22 protein-coding genes are annotated in these 22,830 nt (G+C 40.9%); 9 read left to right on the forward strand and 13 right to left on the reverse strand.

The features are described 5' to 3' along the window. Nucleotides 1-515 precede the first annotated feature (515 nt). From J4856_RS06460 to J4856_RS06470, 3 genes are read left to right on the forward strand one after another with little or no spacing between them, the layout of a single operon-like run. A complete protein-coding gene (locus J4856_RS06460; RefSeq protein WP_025836850.1) occupies nt 516-1,958 on the forward strand; it encodes a lipopolysaccharide biosynthesis protein in 1,443 nt (480 codons plus the stop codon). 60 nt (nt 1,959-2,018) lie between these two features. Next, nucleotides 2,019-2,582, forward strand: a complete 564-nt coding sequence (locus tag J4856_RS06465) for a serine acetyltransferase (RefSeq protein WP_025836852.1) — start codon at nt 2,019-2,021, stop codon at nt 2,580-2,582. Between the two features lie 17 nt (nt 2,583-2,599). Next, a complete protein-coding gene (locus J4856_RS06470) occupies nt 2,600-3,427 on the forward strand; it encodes a glycosyltransferase family 2 protein (RefSeq protein ID WP_065367622.1) in 828 nt (275 codons plus the stop codon). A 101-nt stretch (nt 3,428-3,528) separates the two neighbouring features. Here the strand turns inward: J4856_RS06470 and J4856_RS06475 are convergent, their stop codons facing one another. The 12 genes from J4856_RS06475 to J4856_RS06530 all read right to left on the reverse strand — a co-directional run bounded on the left by J4856_RS06475 (nt 3,529) and on the right by J4856_RS06530 (nt 15,790). Further along, nucleotides 3,529-4,893, reverse strand: coding sequence for a DUF6080 domain-containing protein (locus J4856_RS06475; RefSeq protein ID WP_065367621.1), 1,365 nt, complete (start codon nt 4,891-4,893; stop codon nt 3,529-3,531). Between the two features lie 9 nt (nt 4,894-4,902). Further along, the gene (locus tag J4856_RS06480; protein WP_065367620.1) at nt 4,903-6,255 is read right to left on the reverse strand and encodes a DUF6080 domain-containing protein; all 1,353 of its coding nucleotides are present in this window, start codon (nt 6,253-6,255) and stop codon (nt 4,903-4,905) included. Between the two features lie 202 nt (nt 6,256-6,457). Further along, nucleotides 6,458-6,847, reverse strand: a complete 390-nt coding sequence (locus J4856_RS06485; RefSeq protein WP_025836854.1) for a GtrA family protein — start codon at nt 6,845-6,847, stop codon at nt 6,458-6,460. Continuing rightward, on the reverse strand, nt 6,834-7,454 hold the full coding sequence (locus J4856_RS06490; RefSeq protein WP_025836857.1) for an HAD family hydrolase: 621 nt from the start codon (nt 7,452-7,454) through the stop codon (nt 6,834-6,836). Before J4856_RS06490 ends, J4856_RS06485 begins: the two co-directional genes overlap by 14 nt. Nucleotides 7,455-7,457: 3 nt before the next feature. After that, on the reverse strand, nt 7,458-8,348 hold the full coding sequence (locus J4856_RS06495) for a decaprenyl-phosphate phosphoribosyltransferase (RefSeq protein WP_065367619.1): 891 nt from the start codon (nt 8,346-8,348) through the stop codon (nt 7,458-7,460). Next, nucleotides 8,345-9,370: an acyltransferase family protein gene (locus J4856_RS06500; RefSeq protein WP_025836859.1), complete on the reverse strand. Its 1,026-nt coding sequence runs from the start codon at nt 9,368-9,370 to the stop codon at nt 8,345-8,347. Before J4856_RS06500 ends, J4856_RS06495 begins: the two co-directional genes overlap by 4 nt. A 33-nt stretch (nt 9,371-9,403) precedes the next feature. Next, on the reverse strand, nt 9,404-10,573 hold the full coding sequence (locus J4856_RS06505; RefSeq protein ID WP_025836860.1) for an acyltransferase family protein: 1,170 nt from the start codon (nt 10,571-10,573) through the stop codon (nt 9,404-9,406). Nucleotides 10,574-10,661: 88 nt separating this feature from the next. Then, nucleotides 10,662-12,515 carry a phosphoethanolamine transferase gene (locus J4856_RS06510; protein WP_025836862.1) on the reverse strand — a complete coding sequence of 618 codons (1,854 nt, stop codon included), beginning with the start codon at nt 12,513-12,515 and terminating at the stop codon, nt 10,662-10,664. A gap of 288 nt (nt 12,516-12,803) precedes the next feature. Beyond that, nucleotides 12,804-13,487: a nicotinate (nicotinamide) nucleotide adenylyltransferase gene (nadD, locus tag J4856_RS06515; RefSeq protein WP_025836863.1), complete on the reverse strand. Its 684-nt coding sequence runs from the start codon at nt 13,485-13,487 to the stop codon at nt 12,804-12,806. Between the two features lie 140 nt (nt 13,488-13,627). Further along, entirely contained in the window at nt 13,628-14,335 is a 708-nt protein-coding gene (gene gmk / locus J4856_RS06520) for a guanylate kinase (RefSeq protein ID WP_025836865.1), read from the reverse strand. Between the two features lie 234 nt (nt 14,336-14,569). Continuing rightward, the gene (locus J4856_RS06525) at nt 14,570-14,731 is read right to left on the reverse strand and encodes a hypothetical protein (RefSeq protein WP_172823677.1); all 162 of its coding nucleotides are present in this window, start codon (nt 14,729-14,731) and stop codon (nt 14,570-14,572) included. A gap of 180 nt (nt 14,732-14,911) precedes the next feature. Next, entirely contained in the window at nt 14,912-15,790 is an 879-nt protein-coding gene (locus tag J4856_RS06530) for a YicC/YloC family endoribonuclease (RefSeq protein ID WP_025836867.1), read from the reverse strand. A gap of 90 nt (nt 15,791-15,880) precedes the next feature. Between J4856_RS06530 and tsaB the strand changes: the two genes are divergently transcribed. From tsaB to rseP, 6 genes are read left to right on the forward strand one after another with little or no spacing between them, the layout of a single operon-like run. After that, entirely contained in the window at nt 15,881-16,573 is a 693-nt protein-coding gene (gene tsaB / locus J4856_RS06535; RefSeq protein ID WP_025836869.1) for a tRNA (adenosine(37)-N6)-threonylcarbamoyltransferase complex dimerization subunit type 1 TsaB, read from the forward strand. Between the two features lie 57 nt (nt 16,574-16,630). Next, nucleotides 16,631-17,230 (forward strand): DUF4290 domain-containing protein, encoded by a 600-nt coding sequence (locus tag J4856_RS06540; RefSeq protein WP_025836871.1) that lies wholly within the window; start codon nt 16,631-16,633, stop codon nt 17,228-17,230. Nucleotides 17,231-17,241: 11 nt separating this feature from the next. Continuing rightward, nucleotides 17,242-18,555 carry a UDP-N-acetylglucosamine 1-carboxyvinyltransferase gene (gene murA / locus J4856_RS06545; RefSeq protein ID WP_025836873.1) on the forward strand — a complete coding sequence of 438 codons (1,314 nt, stop codon included), beginning with the start codon at nt 17,242-17,244 and terminating at the stop codon, nt 18,553-18,555. Nucleotides 18,556-18,582: 27 nt separating this feature from the next. Then, nucleotides 18,583-19,104, forward strand: a complete 522-nt coding sequence (rimM, locus tag J4856_RS06550; protein WP_025836875.1) for a ribosome maturation factor RimM — start codon at nt 18,583-18,585, stop codon at nt 19,102-19,104. A gap of 25 nt (nt 19,105-19,129) precedes the next feature. After that, complete coding sequence (locus J4856_RS06555) at nt 19,130-20,287, forward strand: 1-deoxy-D-xylulose-5-phosphate reductoisomerase (RefSeq protein WP_025836877.1); 1,158 nt, start codon at nt 19,130-19,132, stop codon at nt 20,285-20,287. A gap of 14 nt (nt 20,288-20,301) precedes the next feature. Further along, complete coding sequence (gene rseP / locus J4856_RS06560; protein WP_065367618.1) at nt 20,302-21,702, forward strand: RIP metalloprotease RseP; 1,401 nt, start codon at nt 20,302-20,304, stop codon at nt 21,700-21,702. A gap of 528 nt (nt 21,703-22,230) precedes the next feature. On the opposite strand, the gene J4856_RS06565 is transcribed toward rseP, so the two are convergent. Continuing rightward, entirely contained in the window at nt 22,231-22,806 is a 576-nt protein-coding gene (locus tag J4856_RS06565; protein ID WP_025836879.1) for a chromate transporter, read from the reverse strand. Between the last annotated feature and the right edge of the window lie 24 nt (nt 22,807-22,830).

The raw sequence follows: 22,830 nt of genomic DNA on the forward strand, positions 1-22,830 counted from the left end.
GCTATTTGTATTTTTGTTTACAAAAGAGATTTTTTTGCTAAAGCTCTATGTTTTAGTCTGTAAATATTAGTTTGTGATTTTAATAAACCTCATAAGTTTATCTTAACTATGTGAGGAAATTTATAGATGCATTATTTCTATGTGTGTGAATAAAATTAAACTTCAGTTTTACGAATCATAATATTATCCTCCAAAGCAATGTTTCTGTTAGTTAAATATAAAAAGAATTATTAACGTTGTTATGAGTGCGATAGTGTCGTAAAGTTTTAAGCGAATTTTATAGGTGTGAGTTGGTTTTAGTATTGCCTATTTTAGGTTATTTGTGGGTTGTACCTTTTCTTTATGTTCTTCTTGGAAAGCTGTTTTCTGCGATTACGATCATATAATTGATCCTGTGATTAGATGATGACTTTATGATATAAGGTAATCTATATTTTGCCTTCTCAAAGAAAAGCATTACATTTGCATGTTAATATTTATGGTGAAGAAGTTACTCTGCTGACATAGAAAAGCGAATGGAAAAAGAAACACTGAAGGAGAAAACAGCCAAAGGACTTTTTTGGGGTGCATTGAACAATGGTACAATGCAGCTCTTGAATATTGTTATTGGAATCTTTTTGGCACGTCTGCTCACACCAGCTGACTATGGATTGGTGGGAATGTTGGCAGTGTTTACTGCTATTGCGGGTGCCTTGCAGGAAAGTGGATTTACTGCAGCACTTGCCAATATGGAGCGTCCAACGGATAATGATTATAACTCTGTCTTTTGGTTTAGTGCTATAATGGGTTGGATTTCATATACAACCCTCTTCTTTTCAGCTCCTTTGATTGCAGCTTTCTTTCATCATCCAGAGCTTATCAGTCTATCCCGTTTCGTCTTTGCATCATTGCTTTTCTCCTCATTAGGTACGGCTCCTGCAGCTTATCTTTTCAAAAATATGATGGTTAAAGAGACTGCTCTGCTGCGTATCACCTGCCTTTTTATTTCGGGTGTGGTAGGAATTATCTTAGCTTTAAAGGGTTATGCTTATTGGAGTTTGGCTTGGCAGCAAGTACTTTATATCAGTCTTACGAGTCTATGGCGTTTCTTTATCATTCCTTGGCGACCCTCTTTTCGCATCGACTTTACCCCTGTAAAGAAGATGTTTTCCTTTAGTTATAAGATTCTTGTGACGACGATTGTCAATACGATCAGTCAGAATATTCTAACCTTTATCTTCGGTCGTTTATATTCTGCAAAGGTAGTGGGAAACTTCTCTCAAGCCTTCAAGTGGGATACAATGGCAAGCACCTTTGTGTCTGGAACGGTGTCGCAGGTAGCGCAACCAGTGCTTGTCGAGGTGAATAAAGACCCAGAAAGGCAGGTGAATGTGTTCCGTAAGATGCTTCGTTTTACGGCATTCTTAGTCTTTCCTGCTATGTTTGGATTGGCGATGATATCGTACGAATTTATCATTCTTCTTATATCAGATAAATGGATAGAGAGTATTCCTTTGCTACGAATTCTCTGTATTAGCGGTGCTTTTTTACCATTCTACACGATGTATCAGAATCTTATCCTTAGTCGTGGTAAGTCTGTTGTTTATATGTGGTGTACGATAGCTTTAATCATTGCACAGATAGTCTTTGTGATTAGTTGCTATCAGCAAGGAGTGGTGTTTATGGTAAGTGCTTATACTATTGTAACCGTCTTATGGCTCTTCGTATGGCAGTTCTTTGCTGGAAGAGAGACGGGGTTACGCCTTTTTGATGTACTGAAGGATATCAGTCCTTACCTTTTAGCTTCAGTAGCAGTAATGGTGGTTGTTTATTTTGCAACCTCTTTCATTCATAACCTCCTCTTACTCTTGATTATAAGAATTCTTTTGGCGGCTCTACTTTACTTTCTAATTATGAAATGGACAGGGTCACAGATACTCGTGGAGTGTATGAATTATCTACATCGACGTAAGCAATAGAGGAAAAGGAGTGCTTGGAAGATAAAGGAATAAGTTGTAAATTTGCATAAAAAAGAGAAGATGAACCCATTTGTTCAAGGCGTAATACTTACTGTGTCCTCCCTAAGGTTGATTCCACATATCCTACTATATAAGTTGTATAGAGCGAAGATTGATGATGATCTCCTACAAGTGCAGGACCGAAAACGAGGGGTGTGTAACTTCGTGAAGGTGATGACGCGTGAGCGTACCTTTCGCAATCTTTTCTATTATAGAATAGGTGAATACATGTCAACACCCATCAAATGGCTGTGTCCTGGCGAACGAACATTGAACATCTGGTGCCCTTCTATTGGCAAAGGTGCTCATTTTGAACATAACTATGCTACCTACCTAAATGCAGAGAGTATTGGTAAGGACTTCTATTGCCTTCAGTTGGTAACCTTGGGAACAGGACATCATGAAGGTCAAGAAGGTCGCCCTATAATTGGTGATAATGTGAAAATAATGACTGGAGCAACCGTCTTTGGGCCAATTCGTATCGGTAATAATGTTACGATAGGAGCTGGAGCGGTCGTCTTTAAGGATGTACCTGATGGTTGCACAGTAGTTGGTAACCCTGCAAGAATCGTAAAACAGCAATAATTCAAGTCGATAATAGCATGAAATTGGAATATCCAAAGATAACAGTTGTAACGCCTTCTTATAATCAAGGACAGTTCATAGAAGCAACGATTAAATCGGTCATCGGACAGCAATACCCTAACTTGGAGTATATTGTTTGTGATGGTGGATCTACCGATGAAACCGTGGAAATATTGAAGAAGTACGCTGATAAGATTACATGGTGGTGTAGTGAGAAAGATAATGGACAAAGTGACGCCATCAATAAGGGGATGCATAGAGCTACTGGTGACATTGTTTGTTGGATAAATAGCGATGATGTGTTGTTGCCAGGAACCTTACTTATTGTAGCAAAATTCTTTCATGACCATCCTGATACAGACTTCGCCAATGGCTATACGGTCGAGATTGACAAGGAAGGGAAGATTATTAACTTCACGCATATCGTAATGAATCATTTCTTTTTTCGTCATGGCTGTTATAATATCTCACAACCAGGAATGTTTTGGAAACGTAAGATTTTCGATAAAATCGGCTATATTGATGAGTCTTTTCATGCAAAGATGGATGTGGAATGGCTCATTAGGGTGTACGAAGCAGGGCTGAAAGTAAGACGTATCAATCGTAATTTGGGTGCAATTCGTATTTACCCAGAGACCAAAACGGCACAAGGAGGAACAATTTGGAAACGTGATACAGATGCACTTCGTGCGATGTATCTTGGAAAGTATTTGCCAGAAAATGGCCGATGTTATCGTCCTTTCTTCAAGTTGTACAAGATTCTTGATGGTTGTATGTTCCGTAATGCCATAAGGAAATGGCAGTATTGTGGTAAGCCTGTTACAACTTATAAAGAGAATCTTTAACAACGTCTTCCCCTGTAATAAAGCAGGACAGATGAAAAAAAAACGAAAACGACTTCCCTAAGGCATAAGGGAGTTGTTTTTGTTTGTTTGTGCAGAGGACTTTAATGTGGGGCAACAAAGCCTCGTAACATATAAGGAATGATGAGGCTGAGGTTGTAAACTATTAAGGCAAGCGTTAAAGCTGCAATAAAAAGTCTTGCTCCTATTAGTACTCGTCTTTGTTTGATACGTTTAAACAGATAGCTTATTGCTATTGGGATGATGAACAACCAATGTGCCCCCATGATATAAACTTCGATGATACCGAAGCCGAGAATGATATGGAGCGCAATGTCTGTGGCAAACCAAGCCATACATAATTGTAGGAATTTGTCCTTTCTACCCACGATGATTCCGCCTAAAAACAAAAGTATGATTATTGCTTCAGCTATATAATTAAGTACACAACTATACCTGACGATGATTGGGCGTGACTTGTTTACATCTTCCAATACGTGTTTTTGATGAAGTTGTAAACTCTCACCGAAGAGATTCTCTACGACTGCGTCAGTTCGTGAACTTGATAAGTCAGTCCATTCAAAGAATCTATTGTTGGCTACTTGCGTTCCAGTACGACTTTTCATGAACTCATGTTGCTTCTCATACTTAGCAGCAAACTTCAAGTCTTTCTTCAGTTTCTTTTCTTTTACCTTTGCTTGTACTTTCGCATCTGGTTCAACGAACGCCTGCTGTTGATAGCTATAAATTGCGAATAATGCACAAAGTGGTAGAATAAAGCTAATGAAGAAGTGCTTTATCCGAAAAGTTTTCTTACCATTGACAAACAAATCAGCCAAGCCAATCTTTGCGATATTCGTAAAGGTTATGCCTGCTGCAAAGAATGACAAGAGCATTGTTTGCCATGCTTTCATGCTACTTTTCTCCCGTTTCATCGCTCTTCCAGCAAGGTATAATGTCATAGTTAGGAAGAATAGTGTGAAGATAAAATGGTCTGGCACAAACACTGTGAGCAGGATAGAGGCAAAAGAAAAGAAGAAGACCGTTAGTAACAGAGCGTCTTTTCTTCTTAATTCTTGTACTTTCACAAAGATGCGATAGATGAAAAGACAACTATAAGTAGCGGCTAGTACATTGAAGAAAGCTTCGATGAATATGGCATTATTTCTACCTGTGAGATCCATTAGCCAGTGATTGAGGAGATAGAAAGGATAGAAAAAAGTTGGTAACAATGGGTGACGATAGAGCTGATAATAAATTTTCCATCGTGACATTGTCATGTAGGAAAGGTTGTCGAAGCCCGAGACAGTGTAATGGTCGAAGAATAATCCCCAAAAACCTAAGTTGCCTCCTCTGGTAAACAAACCATAGTTATAGGCTATCATGAGCCAGTTTAGTGCCAAGAAAGCTAAGAATGCTACCAGGCATAGTCGCCTTTCACCACGTTTTATCGCAAAGATATTTCGCATGACGTCCTTTTATAAGTTAAGTAGATAGTTGGCTGTTAATCCTCCGTTGTAAACCCAAAGGAAAATCGTAATCACTAATAGCATGCCGCGCAGTATTTGACGGTGTCTATGAGAAAGTCCTTTCATAAGATAACCATAAGCTATTGGGATGATGAAAGCCCAGCCTGATGCCATGATATAAACCTCTGTAATGCCAAAACCAAGAATGAGATGCAGTGTTATATCACAAGCAAACCACGCCAAAAGCATTTGGAAGAAGCGTTTCCGCCAACCGAAAATAATTCCCATGACAAAGAGCACAATCATGATGGCTTCTATCGCATAGTTTATAATCCAGTTGTACGCTACGAAAACCGGTCTGTCCCAAGCAACATCTTTCAGCAGATAACGTTGGTGCAACTGAATAGATTCGCCGAAGAAGTTCTCTACCAAAGTCGTTGAACGAGGTGTTGAACCATCAAGCCAATCCAGCACTGACCCCTTTGACATGGTCTGCCCTAAATGTGATTTCTGCCAAGCATTACGCTTCTTTTGAAATTCTTCCACTCCCTTAGGGTCCTTTTGTTTCTTTACTTTTTCTATGTTGCTGATAATAGCCTTTTGAGGGACCTCTAAAAGGTAATATTGTGCTTGCTGAATACCAATCAACAAGATGCATGGAAGGATTACGCCAATCATGATATACTTCCATGTAAAGAACTTTTTCTGATTTGTAAATAGCCCAGCAAGATAAATCTTTGCACCATTAGAGGTAGCCATACCCGCAGTGAAAAAGGTCAGGATAAATGACTGCCAAGCTGTCAATAATTCTCTCTTCTTCATCTTTTTACCACAAATATACAATGTCATCAGAAGAAACATCATTGATACGATGAAATGGTCGGGTACCATCGATGGTATAAGGATATGTCCGAAGGAGAAGAGGAGTAGGGTTAGGAGAGTCGCATCGAACTGTCTCAATCCCATGACTTCACGGAAAATACGATAGGCGAACACCACCGCATAGAAGGCTGAGAGTACGATGATGATAGCCATGAAGTACACAGCAAAGTTATATCCAAAAATATCTATGAGCCAGTGGTTCAATAGGTAAAGTGGATAAAGGAAGGTGAGATATAGCGGATGGCGTAAAGTCATGAAATGGATGCGCATCCCTGAAATGGTTATCCATGACCAGTTATCATAGCCTGACATACGGAAATTCTTGGTAAAGATACTCCAAAAACCGCCATGTGCGCCCATTGTATAGACGTGGTAATGGCTTATGATGAGTAATGTATTGAAAGTAAGGAAGACAGCTAGCATGATGAAAACCAACCAGCGTTCCTCTTTCTTCACCTTGAATATATTGAATATGTGCATTGAGTAGCTTTGATTAATCACTGCAAAGGTACAAATTAAAGCAGATTAAACAAAGGAAATAAGAGGAAGAACTCGTTTTGTGCGTAGTACTCTGTCTTCTATTCCGAATTATTTTCACGTAAAAAAGATATTCTTTTCAGGAAAATAAATATTTCTTTTCATGAAAATAATTTGAAGGTGAGGCTTAATAAGGAACAAAACCTCACTTCTTATGTAAGAAAAAGCGTACTAAAAGGAAGTTGATTGGTACACAGATAGCGAACATAGGAATCAATGCTATCTGTTTGCTGAAGCCTAACCAAAGGAAGAGTTTTAGGAAACCACTCTGCAAAAGATAATTGGTAATATGCGAAAAGACAAATCCTGCTCCTCGTTTTGTCGTTGACTTTACGCGGAAGGTGTAACGTGTGGAAGCAATATAGTTAAATATAAAGCTAACCAGGTAAGCAATAGTATTTGCGATGAGGGGCTGTAGCCAGCATATTAACAGTAAATATGTGCTATATTGTATGGCTGCAGCTGATGATCCAACGATGATAAAACGTACGATTTCACCGAGCTTTTTCCTGTCTTTTATCTCATTTCTTAGCATCTCGTTTCTTATTTCTGAAAGGTTTGTAATAGCCTTTGTCTGCAAAGTCAAGTAACTCTTTATCGCCTTTGCTGTCACCGAAAGCTATCAAGTCATAGGCTTCGCGATGTGGGTAAAGTGCCAATAGGCGATTTACCTTCTCTTGTCCGTAGCAGTTTTTAGTGGTAAATCTACCTGTAAGGTAATTCTCTTTTACTTCAATCTGAGTTCCTAAGATTTTTATCTTATCATCGATTCCATCGAAGAAAGGGCGTACCCAGTTGTCTATGCTCGCACTGATGATAAGTACTATTACGTTTTGTTCTTCAATAACCTTCCTTACTTTTTCTTCTCCGGCAGGTCGAAGCAAGTGTTTGTTCTGCTGTGCAAAGCGTGTACAGAGGGTGTTGAAATCGTCAATTCTTATCCCTTTGAAGAAAAAGGAGAATATCTTCTGTTTTGCTTTCTCGTTGGGGTAAAGGTGGGTTTTCATCAAGATTAGTATCGGTGAAAAGAGTAGAAACCCCAAGAACATCTGCCTGCTTCCTTTTGTAAAGCGGATAAATTCTATAAGGGTATCCTTAGTAGTCAATGTCCCATCGAAATCAAAGGCATATATCTTTTTCATTTCTTATTGGATATTCTTAAGTACATAGATAATGAAGAGGAAGGCTAGACCGAAGGCTAAGACAATCAGTTGCATAAAACGATCGTGTAGCATCACCTTCGTTGGGTCGCCACTCTTTTTGTCAACTACTGATATCTGAATATAACGTAGCAGCCCTAAGAGTACGAAAACACTTGTCAGATAAAGGTAATCTGTGTGAAAATTCTGAATCGTCTCTGGGCTCATAGTGTACATGATATAACATACGAGAGTAACACTCGCTGTTATCGTGATAGCCTGATTGATGAAGGTGATGTTATAACGAATAGTGTTTTGACGCGGTGCATTCCCCGTCTCATTCATTCTCACTACGTCATCACGGCGTTTTGCAAACGATAAAAAGAGCATTAGGAGGAAGGTCATGAGCACTATCCACTTACTCAGTTGTATGTTCGTAGCGTATCCTCCGGCAAGAATGCGAAGTACAAATCCGAAGGCAACGATACACACGTCGATGATGGCATATTGCTTTAGACGAAGGCAATAGGCAATGTTTAATAGCCAGTAAAAGAGGATTACGCTGGCTGTCTCTAGTTGGTGAGCTGGTAACAAAAAGGTCGAAGCCATCGAGAAGATGAACATCATTCCCATCAGTAGGTATCCCATCCCAATACTCACAGCTCCAGATGCCATTGGGCGGTTTCGTTTTACAGGATGTTGGCGATCATCGTTGATATCTACGATGTCATTAAGACAGTAGATTGATGACGCTGAAAAACTAAAAGCTAGCGTTGTAATCAGACCTGCGTAAATGGCATCCCAATGTAGTAATGCTCCGCCGAAGAATACTGGCAGAAGAACAATGAGGTTTTTTATCCACTGATGTGGGCGAATTAACAATATGAGGTTTCTCATTTTATCCTTTTCTCTATGGGCGTTATTATTTGTTCAAGTAACGTATGCAGCAGCCATGCAAAAATCAGCGTGATGGCAGTTGTTACGATGAAAGTAGGCCAATATGACCAATTATTCTTTTCTACATAATCTAATACAAAGTGTGCGTGAATCAGATACGCCTCCAAACTTAATGCACCAATGAACTTAAATGCTTTGTTTATACTCTTTGGCGTTCTACGGAATACGCGGTTTAGAAGAAGTATCGTTGTAATTGTAAGGGGGATATAGAGCATTCTTTCAAGGAAGAGTGGGAACTGTCCGTGCTTCTCTTGCTCGAGGAAAATGCTCGCTGCAAGCGCCATTATGAACATTAGCCAAATCATCCAGATGGAAGCTCCGTCCATTGTCTCCTTTCGTTTCACCGCTGCTGCAATGTTGATCCCGATGAAGAAGATTGGGATACGGCTCCAGAAGATCTCTAAATGACCTAAGATATTGTGGATGGGCGTTACATATTGCACAAGAATACACCACATAATCATCATCACCGGCAACCATCGATAAATAGGATGCTTGATGATGAGGTTCATGTAAAATGGACTCACTAGATAGAGAAAGATGATGGCGGGTATATACCAGAATGTTAGTTCATCGTGTAACCAGAAGTCCCAGTTTATTGTTATATCACCGATGAGATCGATGATACTCGTACTTTGTCCGCTATGTCCTACGAGGTTAGGACAGAGATAATCTGGGATATAGTATAGACAAGCTATGATGAACCATGCGGGATAAATGCGTAAAAGACGTCGGAGATAAAAAAGTCGAAGTGAGGGCTTCTTGGTCCAAGAGAACCAAAGACCCATACCGCTCAGGAAGAGGAAGATATCTACGCCAATATTCCCCATTCTTCTTAATCCGAAGAAAGCATCCTCTCGTGGCAGACTAACATGAAAGAGGATGACGAAGAGCATAGCTGCTCCCATCAATTCGCCACGGTAACGGCTTATGTTAGCTAATTCGATGTCTTTTATCTTCATTTTGATGCGATGAAACCGTAACTTTTATGTTTTTTATTTCAGTTTAGGACTTGGAATCTTCTTCATTAATTCCTTAAACAACCATGCAAGACAGAGTGACGCAATGATGTATAGTAGAAGCCCTGTCCAGTAGTCTCCACCTTTGGAAATAGGAATAAATATCTTTCTTGTGATAGGATGGCATACGAAGAGGGCTGCTGATATACTCCCGACCCAAGATAAAACACCCATTAATGAGAAGTTTTTCCAGTCAATAGTTGTTTCTAAACGACTTAATAACTTCACGAATGTGATGGAAGCGATGCAAATAGCAAGGGGCACAAAATACCATGTTAGATAACTGAAACTCATCAATACAATCGCAAACACTGATAGGATGAAGGCTACAAGGTTCGTAGCTGTACTCCATGGACGTACGTATCTTGCATAAAGTAGGCCTGCACCGAATGGCAACATTCCTCCAATAAAGTTATATCTCCAGCGGTTCAAAGCGTCACCTTCTGGGTCACAAGCTATCTGGATAACAAAGCATAGGACAATCAATGTAACATTCCACGTCCAATGGCGACGATAAAGAAACAATCGATAAACGATGTATAGCTGAATCATTAGTCCAAAGAACCAGTATGGTCCTGGCCAAATGATGTCGTCGGGATGGGTAAGAAGGTTGTTAAAAAGGCCCATTTGTCCGATTATGTCCATCACCTTGTAATGATGCTGCCCGATGGTGATAGCGTCAACCATCGTAAAAGCAACGAAGCCGACAATCATCATGCGGAAGAGTTTCAACCAGTGGTACTTGATGAAACCGAAGCGACGGAGTTTCCTTTCGGCTTGCATATTCTCTGTAGGGCTAATGACTGAGCACTTTTCATACTTCATTGTCAGTCCATAAGCTGACAGAAAGAGGAATATGGGTACTCCATAATGTCCAAAGAAAGAAAAGATGTGGAATAAAAATAATTCATCCCATGAACCTTGCAGCACCCGATAAAGTCCATCAACATTACGTTGGAAGTATTGGTATTCGTTCTCTTTCACCATTGGTCTTAACCAATGGCAATAGTTATGCAGGAAGATGCCAATGATGGCAAGTCCCCGCAATGCGTTACATTCCGTCCGTGTAAGTTTTTCTTCGGTATTTTCGCCGGATGAGATGGATGGATGTTTGCTTCCTTTAGAACTAAAGATCTTGTCGAACATTGTTTTTTATATCTTATAATCTAATATTCTTCTAGAATCACTAAAAGATTGATGTTGTGGTTGAAGCTTTCGCATCTGAGTTGGGTGTTTACCTCCTCTTCAGAGGTGATTCCTGCTCAGAAGGTCGGATTAGCTTATCGTAATCCGTTGTATTCTTGAGTATTCTTGGTCGATTTTCGTTGTATTGTGGACTCAGAATGTTATACTCAGCATGATAGTCTTTCGTATGAATACCCGCCAGATAAAGTAGCATGTGGGGCAGGGCATCCGTCATAAAGCGTCGGTTCTTAGCACCGATTATTTCTTTGAAAATATCAGGATGCTTAGCAGCATACTTGTAAGAGCAGAAAATCCAGAAAGGAATTTCAAATTCATAGTGCGCCAAGTCATAGTCAATGGCAGCCGAGTGTTTACGGCAGATGAAACCGCGATTCCCCTCATAGCATTCTTCACCATGGTCAGGCATATAGATAATGATGGCATCTTTATCCTCAAAACGACTGATGATGGCATCAACAATGGAGTCATTATAGAGTACGGCATTATCGTAATCAGCTAACATCTCTCGTTGTTTGCCATCAAGATCGGCACGTTTCTTAACATAATCATCAGCTTTGAAGTGACGTCGGTCGCTTGGGAAACGTTGTTTATATTTAACATGCTGTCCGAGCAGATGGAAGATGATGAGGTTATGATCGGTATTGTGTTGTTCCTGATTTTTGTCGTAATCATCGAGCAAACCACGATCAAATCGATATAATTGCGTGTTTCGTGAATCGAACATTGCCTCTGAAAGTTCTGGGTGATTAAGGAAGAACCCACCACTAAAATCATACACAGCCTGCTTCGCCTTTGGTAAGAACTGATTGGTGATGAAGGTTACGTGATAGCCTGCCTTTCGGAATAGTGAAGGGAAAAGTGGGTAATCACACCACTCGCCTTTTTGGCCTACAACGTGTAGAGAAAATACGTTTTTAAACACGAAGCTAGTTAGATTCCACGGTGCTACGACATCCTTAAATGGTATGAGCAAACCTGACTTCTCACGTTTAATCTGGCGAGGAGTAGTTGGCATGAAATAGCCATATTGTTGTGAATGGAGCTTTCCGTAGCTTTCTCCGATGATAAGGATGATATTTGGCGATTTGAAGGAGCAACTATCTACACTCATCTTGTCTTTTGCTTCGATGAGACGTTCAACTTGTTGCGATGCTAACTCGTTGGAGAAAATACTGAAAGCAAGGCGGTAAAGGGGTAAATAAAATTGTGCGCAATCGTCTGTTGTCAACTCGTGTTCAACAGAGCCGATGGTGTCCAAAGAGAACATCTGAACCATTTCTTTCTTGTTGTGAGCAGATGATTCAATCGCCCAACCAAGAAATACGAGACAAATGCCCCCAAGAATGTGGTGACTATGGTTAATTATTTGTTTCGCCACTGTAACCTTATAGCTAATAGCTGGTGGCAGTTTTATCTTCTTCAGAAATGTTGTAAGGATATGAAAAAGTATAACAAGCAGTAGTAATCCTACACTTGAGAAGATAAGGTCAAACGTAAAATAACTACTAAAAAACTCGCTTGCCTCACGTTTGTCAGTTTCTCCAACAAGTAGGAGCATTGACGGATTCAACGCCGATTGGAACTTTACCCAACAGAAAAGGTCGATAAGGCTCGTGCTGTAGGCGATGATATACAAAAAAGCACGAATCCATCGACGAACCTTTAGAGGAATCAGCGTGAGAATGATGCAGATAATGTATAGGTCGAGAAACAACTCTAACCATAGGTTACTATATACCGTAGCATGTGGGTTGTTTGTAGGTAATTCTGCATACGATACTAATATACCGATAAGGTACATAAAGAAAAAGAATGAGGCGTTGTCCTTAATGGGCTGATATGCCTTATTCAATGAGTTGACTGCGTATTTAGCAAATTTCATGTAGGCGTATTTATTTACTTGCAAAGTTAACACTATTTTTAAGATAAGTCAAAGCTTAGACGTAAAATAATACTATGTAAGCTGGTAAGCGTCTATTCGTCCGTTTTCAATTACCCACCGCACATGTCGTGCTCAGCCTCCGCACAATTGGTGCTTAGCCTCCGCACAATTGGTGTTGGGCATATGCACAAACGCAGAAGATACTATATGTGAAAACTGTTGAGTAAAAGTAATGTTGTAAGCTACGAATGATTGGCTGTGGAGTGAAGATTTGTATTGTTACTCCAATCATTTCCTTAGTTGGAATCTATTTCTCCCAATAGGTGTTATGGCTGAATAAAGTCGTTGGATTTCATTCTCAATATCTGCAGGTACAAGTCTGCTGATGTCTTCCCTTTGCTCTACTCGGTGACGGATATCGGTGCTACTAACATTTATGAGTGGAGTTTGAAGTAAACTAACGTTTGCAGGTAGTATAGTTTTATCTATCTCTTGACCAAGTCGTGGATAAACAACGATTTTGTAATTGGCAAGGATATCTTCTGCATGATACCATCGGTCGAAAGCTGCCCAATTGTCACCTCCAACAAGAAGGGTGAAACGATAAGTTGGGTAGTCATGTCTGAGATGCTGTAGCGTGTTCCAAGTGTAAGAAGGTTTCGGAAGTTGGAATTCATAGTCCGAAGCCTTGAATTGTGGGTTGTGAGCGATTGCCTTACGCACTAATTCTAAGCGTAGGTGGTCAGCTAAAAGCTGCTGGTTAACCTTAAATGGATTTTGAGGGGAAACCATAAACCAAACCTCATCTAAGTTTTCTTTCTCAAGAAAAGCCTTTGCAAGGGTAATATGCCCGTTATGGATTGGGTTGAAAGAACCACCAAAGATACCGATGGAAGTCCTCCCTGAAGCTTCCCCCGACCTCTCCGAAAGGAGGGGAGTTTTTTGCTGGGTAATGTTGTTTGATGGTTTCATTGGAGGTATTGGCTTATATGGGCTAGTACTCCTAGAGTTCCTAGTTATTCTAGAAATAACTATGCTTTATGGTAAATGCTTTATTCTATTCCTTAGTGTTGGGTTAAACTCCCCTCCCTTCGGAGGGGTTGGGGGAGGCTTTATCCCTCTAAAAACGCTTTTACAATCTCATAAGTTTTCTGCTTGGCCTTCTCTAGGTCGTCATTGACGATAATCTTGTCGAATTTATCGCTAAAAGTCAGTTCTTCTGAAGCCTTAGCAAGACGATGCTCTATTGCGTCTGCGCTGTCGGTTTGTCGCCCAACAAGACGGCGACGTAGTTCTTCTATCGATGGAGGTTGTATGAAAAGGCTTAAAGCACGATCACCATAGAACTTCTTGATGTTACAGCCACCCTTCACATCAACATCAAAGATAACGTTCTGTCCTGCTGCAGACTGGCTCTCTACTTGTGATTTTAAGGTGCCATAAAAACGGTTTTCATAAACCTCTTCATACTCGAGGAACTCACCCTTAGCAATCTTCTCCTTAAACTGCTCAGGAGAAAGGAAGATATATTCTATGCCATTCTGTTCTGTGCCACGTGGGGCACGAGTGGTGCAACTAATTGAAAAAGCCAGTTCAAATTCAGGATGTTCCTGCATCAACCATTGGACGATGGTACTTTTGCCTGCACCGGAAGGAGCCGAGAAAATGAGCAATTTGCCCTGACCCCTCCGAAGGACGGGAGTGTCTGACGGGTTGTCGTGGGAGTTGTCAGGAGACGATGTGATATTAGAAGTGTCCTCCTGTATATTTGCTGCTGGTGTTATATTAGCAGATTGGTTTTCAGATGAAAGCTTGTTCATTGCTGTTTTTATTTTGTTTAATACTTTATTGGGATTTTGAAGTACTTCCTCATTGGAGAACCTTAATGATATGAAAACCTAAAGATTTAGAGTAAGCGTCTTGTTCTCTATCGTTTAATTACTATTCTGCTGTGAGGTGATTGGGGGCGTCAACTTCAATTAATAGGTTCAAGGATAGGCAGGCAGCAGCAGAAATATAATCCAAGACCGGATATTGTCGGCGATTACATAGACTTAATTGCTTCCCTCCAGGTACTTCCACAAAGGTTCTTCTACTTTAGTAGGATGCTTCCTGTTATATTTTGCATTTTGATAAAGTAGTTGGTCGGTAAAAGTATCATTCGTATGATAATGAAGGTTTCCAAGATAACGATGTCCCTTATCTTCTTTCTCCATAGCGTTATACTTAATAAGTTTGCAGGTCTTCTATAATCATGAAAGATTTTTTTATCATGAGTATCGGTACCATATACTGTTACCATAATGTACTCTTGTTCCTTTTCATGTTTTATTTATAGTTTCTGCAAACTACACCCCGTCAGGTACTTCCCTCCCGTGACGGAACTAGAGAGGTCCTTACAAGACGTTCAGAACCTGTTCCTTAATCTGCTCCAGTTCGTCCTTCATCTTAATGACGATGTTCTGCATCTCAGCTTGGTTGCTCTTAGATCCTGTTGTATTAATCTCTCGACCCATCTCCTGAGCGATGAAACCGAGTTTTTTGCCAATTCCATGACCATTCTCCTGCATTGTCTCCTTAAAGTATTTGAGATGGTTGGTCAGTCGCTGCTTTTCTTCGTTGATGTCGAGCTTCTCAATGTAATAAATCAGTTCCTGCTCAAGGCGATTCTTGTCATAGTCAACCTCAGGAATCTGTTTGAGACCATCGATGATTTTTTCTTTAATCTTTGGTACACGGCTCTTCTCAAATGGTTCGATACTTTTAAGAAGGGTGCTGATGTTGTCAATCTTCTCATCAAACTTCTTCTGCAAGGCTGCTCCTTCCTGCTTGCGGAATTCAATAAGTTTTTCAAGCGCTTCGTTGATAGCCTGTTGTGCTATCTCCCATTCTTCTTCGTCCAAGACTTCAATCTCAGTCTTAGTTGTTATGTCAGGAAGACGGAGAAGTATTGTAAACCAATCTTGTGGTTCTGGAATACCTGTAGATGACGAGATAGATTTAATTTGTTTATAATAATTCTCTACAAGTGCAGCATTGATAGGGGTAGCGTCAATGGTAGCCTCTTTTTCAACCCATAGCGAGAAGTCAACTTTCCCACGTTCTAGCTTTTGTGCGAGCAAACGGCGGACTTCCATTTCCTTTTCTCTGTAGAGAGGTGCGATGCGTGCTGAGAGGTCGAAAGACTTACTATTAAGTGATTTCAACTCAACGTTGATTTTCTTTTCCTTGTAGGCTATAACGGCTTTGCCATAGCCTGTCATTGATAGTATCATGAGCTTTTCGCATTATTTTTTTGCAAATGTACAAAAAATGTGGAATAAAAAGAGTATATTTGCATGTTATTTAGAACATAATTGATTTTTATGTCTTGTATATTAAACATTGATACGAGTACAAATGTGTGCTCTGTTGCAGTTAGTCAGGATGGAACTTGTATTTTCGAAAAGCAAGATACGCTCGATCCTAAGCATAGAGAAAAGTTAGGAACATTTGTAGATGAGGCTCTTGCCTTTACAGATAAGAATGGATTGCCATTGGATGCAGTGGCAGTTAGTAGTGGTCCTGGTTCGTACACTGGTCTGCGTGTTGGCGTGTCCATGGCAAAAGGTATTTGCTATGGACGAGGAGTGAAGTTGTTGGCAGTGCCTACATTGGAGCTGTTGACTGTGCCTGTCTTATTACATCATGAAGAGGTTGAGAACAATGCGCTCCTCGTGCCGATGATTGATGCGCGCCGTATGGAAGTTTATTCTGCGGTATATGACCGTGCTTTAAAAGAAGTGCGTGGTATTCAGGCTGATGTGGTTGACGAGAATACTTACAAGGAGTATCTTGATTGTGGTCCTGTCTATTTCTTCGGAAATGGCGCAGAGAAGTGTATGGAGATTATCAATCATCCTAATGCACACTTAATCAAGGGTATTGATGCCTTGGCTAAGAATATGTTCCCTTTAGCTGAGAAGCGTATTGCACAAGAGAAGTTTGAGGATGTAGCTTACTTTGTCCCATTCTATCTTAAGGACTTCGTTGCTAAAGAGGCAAAGCCTTTGCTATAGTCCAGATTCTATCAGAAGGCTTTTCATCATCACTTAAAACGTAACATTCATCATTCAATGAATATAGAAGGATTAGATTATAACACACAACGAGAACGACTAATACTGCCACAGTATGGGCGAGAGATACAAAACATGGTGGACTATGCTGTCGGCCTTCCTACAAAAGAGGAACGCCAGCGGTGTGCAGAAACTATTGTCTCCATTATGGATAGGATGAATGCTCAGAATCGTGGTAACTTTGATCACATGGAGAAGCTTTGGGATCATTTGGCATTGATGTCTAACTTCAAGTTGGATATTGACTATCCTTGTGATATGTCAGAAGCTTTGAAGATAGCTACAAAGCCTGAATCCATGACTTATCCGATGTCGAATATTCCAGTAAGGCACTATGGGAAACTATTGTTTGAAGCTTTTGAAGAGCTGAAGACAATGGAACCAGGAGATCGTCGGGATGCTTTTGTACGTTCTGTTGCTAATCAGATGAAACGAAGTCTTATGCAATGGGGACATGGCTCAAGTGATGATGAGAAGATAGCCTCTGATCTTGCTCGCTATACAGATGGCAAGATTCAGCTCGACCTTGATACTTTCAAGTTTGAGAAAATTAATACGAGGGAGTTTGCACAGCCTCGTAATAAGAAGAAAAAGTAAAATAACGACACATGGAATCCTTTATCATAGAAGGTGGACATCGGCTGAGTGGCACGATTGCTCCACAAGGTGCAAAGAATGAAGCCTTGGAGGTGATTTGCGCAACATTATTGACATCAGAAGAGGTTATCATACGTAATGTGCCTGATATCCTCGATGTGAACAATCTCATCAAACTCTTACAAGATATTGGAGTGAAGGTGAAGAAGCTTGCTCCTAATGAGTTTTCTTTCCAAGCAGACGAGGTAAACCTCGATTATTTGGAGAGTAGCGACTTTGTTAAGAAGTGCTCTTCTCTGCGTGGAAGTGTCTTGATGATTGGTCCTTTGTTGGGTCGTTTTGGTAAGGCTACGATAGCTAAGCCAGGTGGTGATAAGATTGGTCGTCGTCGTTTGGATACTCACTTCCTTGGATTCAAAAATCTTGGTGCACACTTTGGGCGTGTTGAAGATCGAGATGTATATGAGATACAGGCTGATAAACTTGTTGGTACTTATATGCTATTAGACGAGGCGTCTATTACGGGTACTGCTAATATCATCATGGCAGCAGTGTTAGCAGAAGGGACAACAACAATTTACAACGCAGCTTGTGAGCCATATATCCAGCAACTCTGTAAGATGCTAAATGCAATGGGTGCAAAGATTAGCGGTATTGCCAGTAACTTGATTACTATCGAGGGTGTGAAGGAATTGCATTCTGCTGACCATAGAATCCTGCCTGACATGATTGAGGTAGGCTCTTTCATTGGTATTGCTGCAATGATTGGTGATGGTGTTCGCATTAAGGATGTGTCCGTTCCTAACTTGGGATTGATACTCGACACCTTCCACCGTCTCGGTGTACAGATAATAGTAGATAATGACGACCTCATCATTCCACGTCAGGACCACTATGTGATAGACTCTTTCATTGATGGAACGATTATGACTATCAGTGATGCTCCATGGCCAGGATTGACTCCAGACCTTATCTCTGTGTTACTTGTTGTTGCTACACAGGCACAGGGTAGTGTACTTTTCCACCAGAAGATGTTTGAGAGTCGTTTGTTCTTTGTGGACAAACTCATTGACATGGGTGCACAGATAATCCTCTGTGATCCTCACCGTGCCGTAGTTGTTGGTCACGATAATGCTAAGAAACTTCGTGCGGGTCGTATGTCAAGTCCTGATATTCGTGCGGGTATTGCACTGCTTATCGCAGCACTAACAGCACAGGGAACAAGTCGTATTGATAATATAGTACAAATTGACCGAGGATATGAGAACATCGAAGGACGCCTCAATGCCCTTGGTGCAAAGATTCAGCGAGCAGAGGTTTGTTAGTCAATAGTATGATGTAAGTAGATATAAATGATAAAGAAGGAAGATGTCTATAAGATTGGGCGTATTGGGAAACCACATGGCGTACACGGAGAGTTGCAGTTGCAGTTCTCCGATGACATTTTTGATGTGGTAGATGCCGACTATCTAATATTGGACATTGACGGAATCCTTGTTCCTTTCTTTATGGAGGAATATCGGTTCCGTTCTGACGAGATAGCCCTGATGAAGTTTTGTGACATCGACAGCGATGCGCAAGCACGTGAATTGACAGGTTGTATCGTCTATTTTCCACGCAAGTTGGCGGAGGAAGGTACCGATGATGTGTCATGGGCGCAGATTGTAGGTTATTCCTTGATAGATGAAGCAACGAATAATGTGATTGGTAAGATTGTTGCTGTAGATGAAACAACTGTCAATACGCTCTTTGAGGTGAATACGCCTGAAGGCGAGGAAATACTCATTCCTGCCACTGACGAACTTATCGTTGCAACTGATACGGAAGCTCAGACTATCACGATGCGGATCCCAGCAGGATTGCTCGACCTATGATTCGCAGCATAAATTAAAAGAAGTAATGAAACAACAAATCTGTATATTAGGTTCAACAGGTAGCATTGGTACGCAAGCTCTTGATGTTATCAGTCAGCATCCTGACCTCTATGAGGCGTATGCGCTCACTGCCAACCATCGTTGGAAGGAACTTGCTGAACAGGCTCGTCGCTTTAATCCTGCAGCTGTTGTCATAGCTGATGAGACTTACTACGAGCCTTTGAAGCAAGAGTTGGCTGATATGCCTGATGTAAAGGTGTATGCAGGTAGCAAAGCTTTGGAGGATATCGTTGAGTCACCATCAATAGATATGGTACTCACAGCGATGGTTGGTTATTCGGGTCTTGCTCCAACAATCCACGCTATCAAAGCAAAGAAGAAGATATGTTTGGCAAACAAGGAGACACTTGTTGTTGCTGGAGAATTAATTCTGCAGTTGGCGCAGCAATATCATGTGCCTATTCTGCCTGTTGACAGTGAGCATAGTGCCATCTTCCAGAGTTTAGTTGGTGAGGATGCGAACGAGATAGAGAAGATTCTTCTCACTTGTTCAGGTGGTCCTTTCCGTACTTTTACCCATGAACAGTTGAAGCATGTCACTGCAGCCGATGCGCTCAAACACCCTACATGGGATATGGGGGCAAAGATTACCATCGACTCTGCATCTTTGATGAACAAAGGTTTCGAGGTGATAGAGGCTAAATGGCTCTTCGGTGTTCCAGCTGATAAGATACAAGTATTGGTTCATCCACAATCTATTGTTCACAGTGCGGTACAGTTTTGTGATGGTGGTGTGAAGGCACAGTTAGGTGTTCCAGATATGAGATTACCTATCCAATATGCCTTTTCGTTCCCACAGCGTCTGCCATTAAGGGGCGATAGGTTAGACTTCTTCCGTCAGCCGTTAGAGTTCTTTGAACCTGATGTGGAGAAGTTTAAGTGTTTAGCAATGGCATACGAAGCTATCAATAAGGGCGGTAATATGCCTTGTATTGTCAATGCTGCCAATGAGATTGTTAATGAAGGCTTCCGAAAGGATGCTTGTAGTTTCTTGGCAATGGGCGATATTATAGAGAAGACAATGCAAGCCGTTGCTTTTGATAGTAACCCCGACTATGATGTTTATGTGCAGACGGATGCTGAGGCACGCCGTGTAGCACTCGAGATTATGAATAATAAATAATGAATAGATAAACAATGGAAACATTTCTGATCAGATTGCTCCAGTTTGTTCTGGCAATCTCTCTGCTTGTCCTGCTGCATGAAGGAGGACACATGTTCTTTGCGAAGCTTTTCGGTGTTCGTGTTGAAAAGTTCTTCGTATTCTTCGATGTGGGTATCGGTAAGTGGAAAGGTAAACTCTTTAGTTGGAAACCTAAGAAAGACGATACGGAATATGGTATGGGTTGGTTGCCTCTTGGTGGCTACTGTAAGATATCTGGTATGATAGACGAAAGTTTCGATACCGACCAGATGAAGCAGGAACCACAGCCATGGGAATTCCGTTCTAAGCCTGCATGGCAACGTCTTTTGATTATGGTTGGTGGTGTTCTAGTCAACTTTGTCCTTGCCCTCTTCATCTACTCAATGGTTATGTTCGTTTGGGGCGATAGCTATTTCAAGGTCGCTGATATGAGTATGGGTATGCGTTTCAATGCAGAGGCAAAGGCACTGGGCTTCAAAGATCATGATGTAATGTTGGGAACTGACCAAGGTGCATTCCGTGAGTATGCTAATGTGAATGGTGACTTCTTTCGGCAGATAGCACAGGCAAAACGTGTCGATGTCCTTCGTCACGGTAAGAAGCATAGCATATCTCTGCCTGGTGATTTGGATATGCTGTCAATGATCAAGACGCGCCCTTTGTTTGCTGAACCTTTTATTCCAGCACAGGTTGACAGTGTGTTGGGGGATACGCCAGCAGCGAAAGCAGGTATCAAGGCAGGTGATCTTATTAAGTCTATCAATGGGAAACCTGTTGAAACTTGGTCGGATATGAACTATCAGACGGGTATCTTAAGTGATGTCTTGGCAGTGAAGAATACTCATAAAGACTCTCTTGCAGTCCGTTCTGTTGTGTTGACAATCCAACATAAGGGAGATACAAAACTCGACACACTAAAAATCATGATGACACCAGACTTAAAGTTGGGTGTTATGCAAGCTACGTTGGCTACTTATTATAAGCCAGTACAAGAGAACTACACCTTCTTTGAGAGTTTCCCAGCAGGTATCAAGCATGGTTGGAACGTGCTGCGTGGATATGTTGGTAACTTTCGTTACCTTGCTTCAGCTGATGGTGCTAAGAGTATTGGTGGCTTCGGTGCTATAGGTAGCCTCTTTCCTCCATTTTGGGATTGGTACATGTTCTGGACGATGACAGCTTTCTTAAGTATCATGCTTGCCTTCATGAATATTCTCCCTATCCCTGCTTTGGATGGTGGTCATGTGGTATTCCTTCTCTATGAGATCATTACTCGTCGTAAGCCATCAGAGAAGTTCATGGTACGTGCAGAGTATGTTGGTATAACCATCCTAATCCTCCTTATGATATTTGCCAACCTCAACGACATTCTTCGTTGGTTGCATCTTATGTAAGAACAAGTTTTCTTTAATGGACTTAATTCTATCGAATAGTCCGTTAATAGTATCTTAATACGAAGTCACGCAATACAAGCTATAGCAAGTATTGCGTGATTTTTGTTTATTCTTGCCGCTTATTCACAAAGTTTTAGCAGTTTTCTCTCCCTTTCCTGCAGTTCTATGTACAGTAGGATACTCGTTTCTATACTACATGTTGTTCATGTGCTAAGGCTCCGCACTAATGGTGCTAAGCATGAACACCAATGGTGCTAAGCCTTAACACAATAATAAAAGATGGTTATAAAACTCTATGACAAGCGTTATTAGATACGATATGCACTAATGATTAACTGGTATAATGAGGTCTTATTCGATACTGCTGTGGCTTAATACGAAATTACGCAACACCTACCACGGTAGATATTGCGTAATTCTTTATTGTCACCATAATGTAGTATAGAAGAAGCCATTTAGCAATAGCCCTTACAAATGTTGTGTTCTCACTCCTTCTCACATTATAGGATGATTGCAGATGAGACTTTCTTAATAAAGTAAGACTAACCCAGCAACTCCTGCATAACATATCATGCGGATAGGATTTATCTTTAACCACATCGTACCGACAAAGGTTGCAGCAAAGAGGAACAAGCTAATACAAAACTGCCAAGGGTTAATACTTGGTGCAGAGAAGTTATCTGCATTGCATAATAATAAGGTGGCAGCTGCTAATAGACCCACTACTACTGGGCGTAGACCTGCAAATACAGACTGTACGATGGGTGTGTTCATATACTTGAGGAACATTTTACTGATAAGAATCATCATTATCAACGAAGGGAGTACAAGGGCTATGGTGGCAGTGAGACTACCCAATACTGCCATACCTGCGCCAAAGCCTGCATTATGTACAGCAGTGTAACCGCAATAAGTAGCAGAGTTTATACCAATAGGTCCAGGCGTCATCTGTGATACAGCAACGATGTTTGTGAATTCAGCAGAGCTAAGCCAATGATGGTTCACAACCGTTTCTGTTTGTATCAGTGATAGCATTCCATATCCTCCACCAAATCCAAAGAGTCCGATAATAAAGAAAGTGTAGAAAAGTTCTAAATATATCATGTTGTTATTTCTGTTATTAGTATG

It is taken from the genome of Prevotella scopos JCM 17725, assembly GCF_018127785.1.
GTDB lineage: Bacteria > Bacteroidota > Bacteroidia > Bacteroidales > Bacteroidaceae > Prevotella > Prevotella scopos.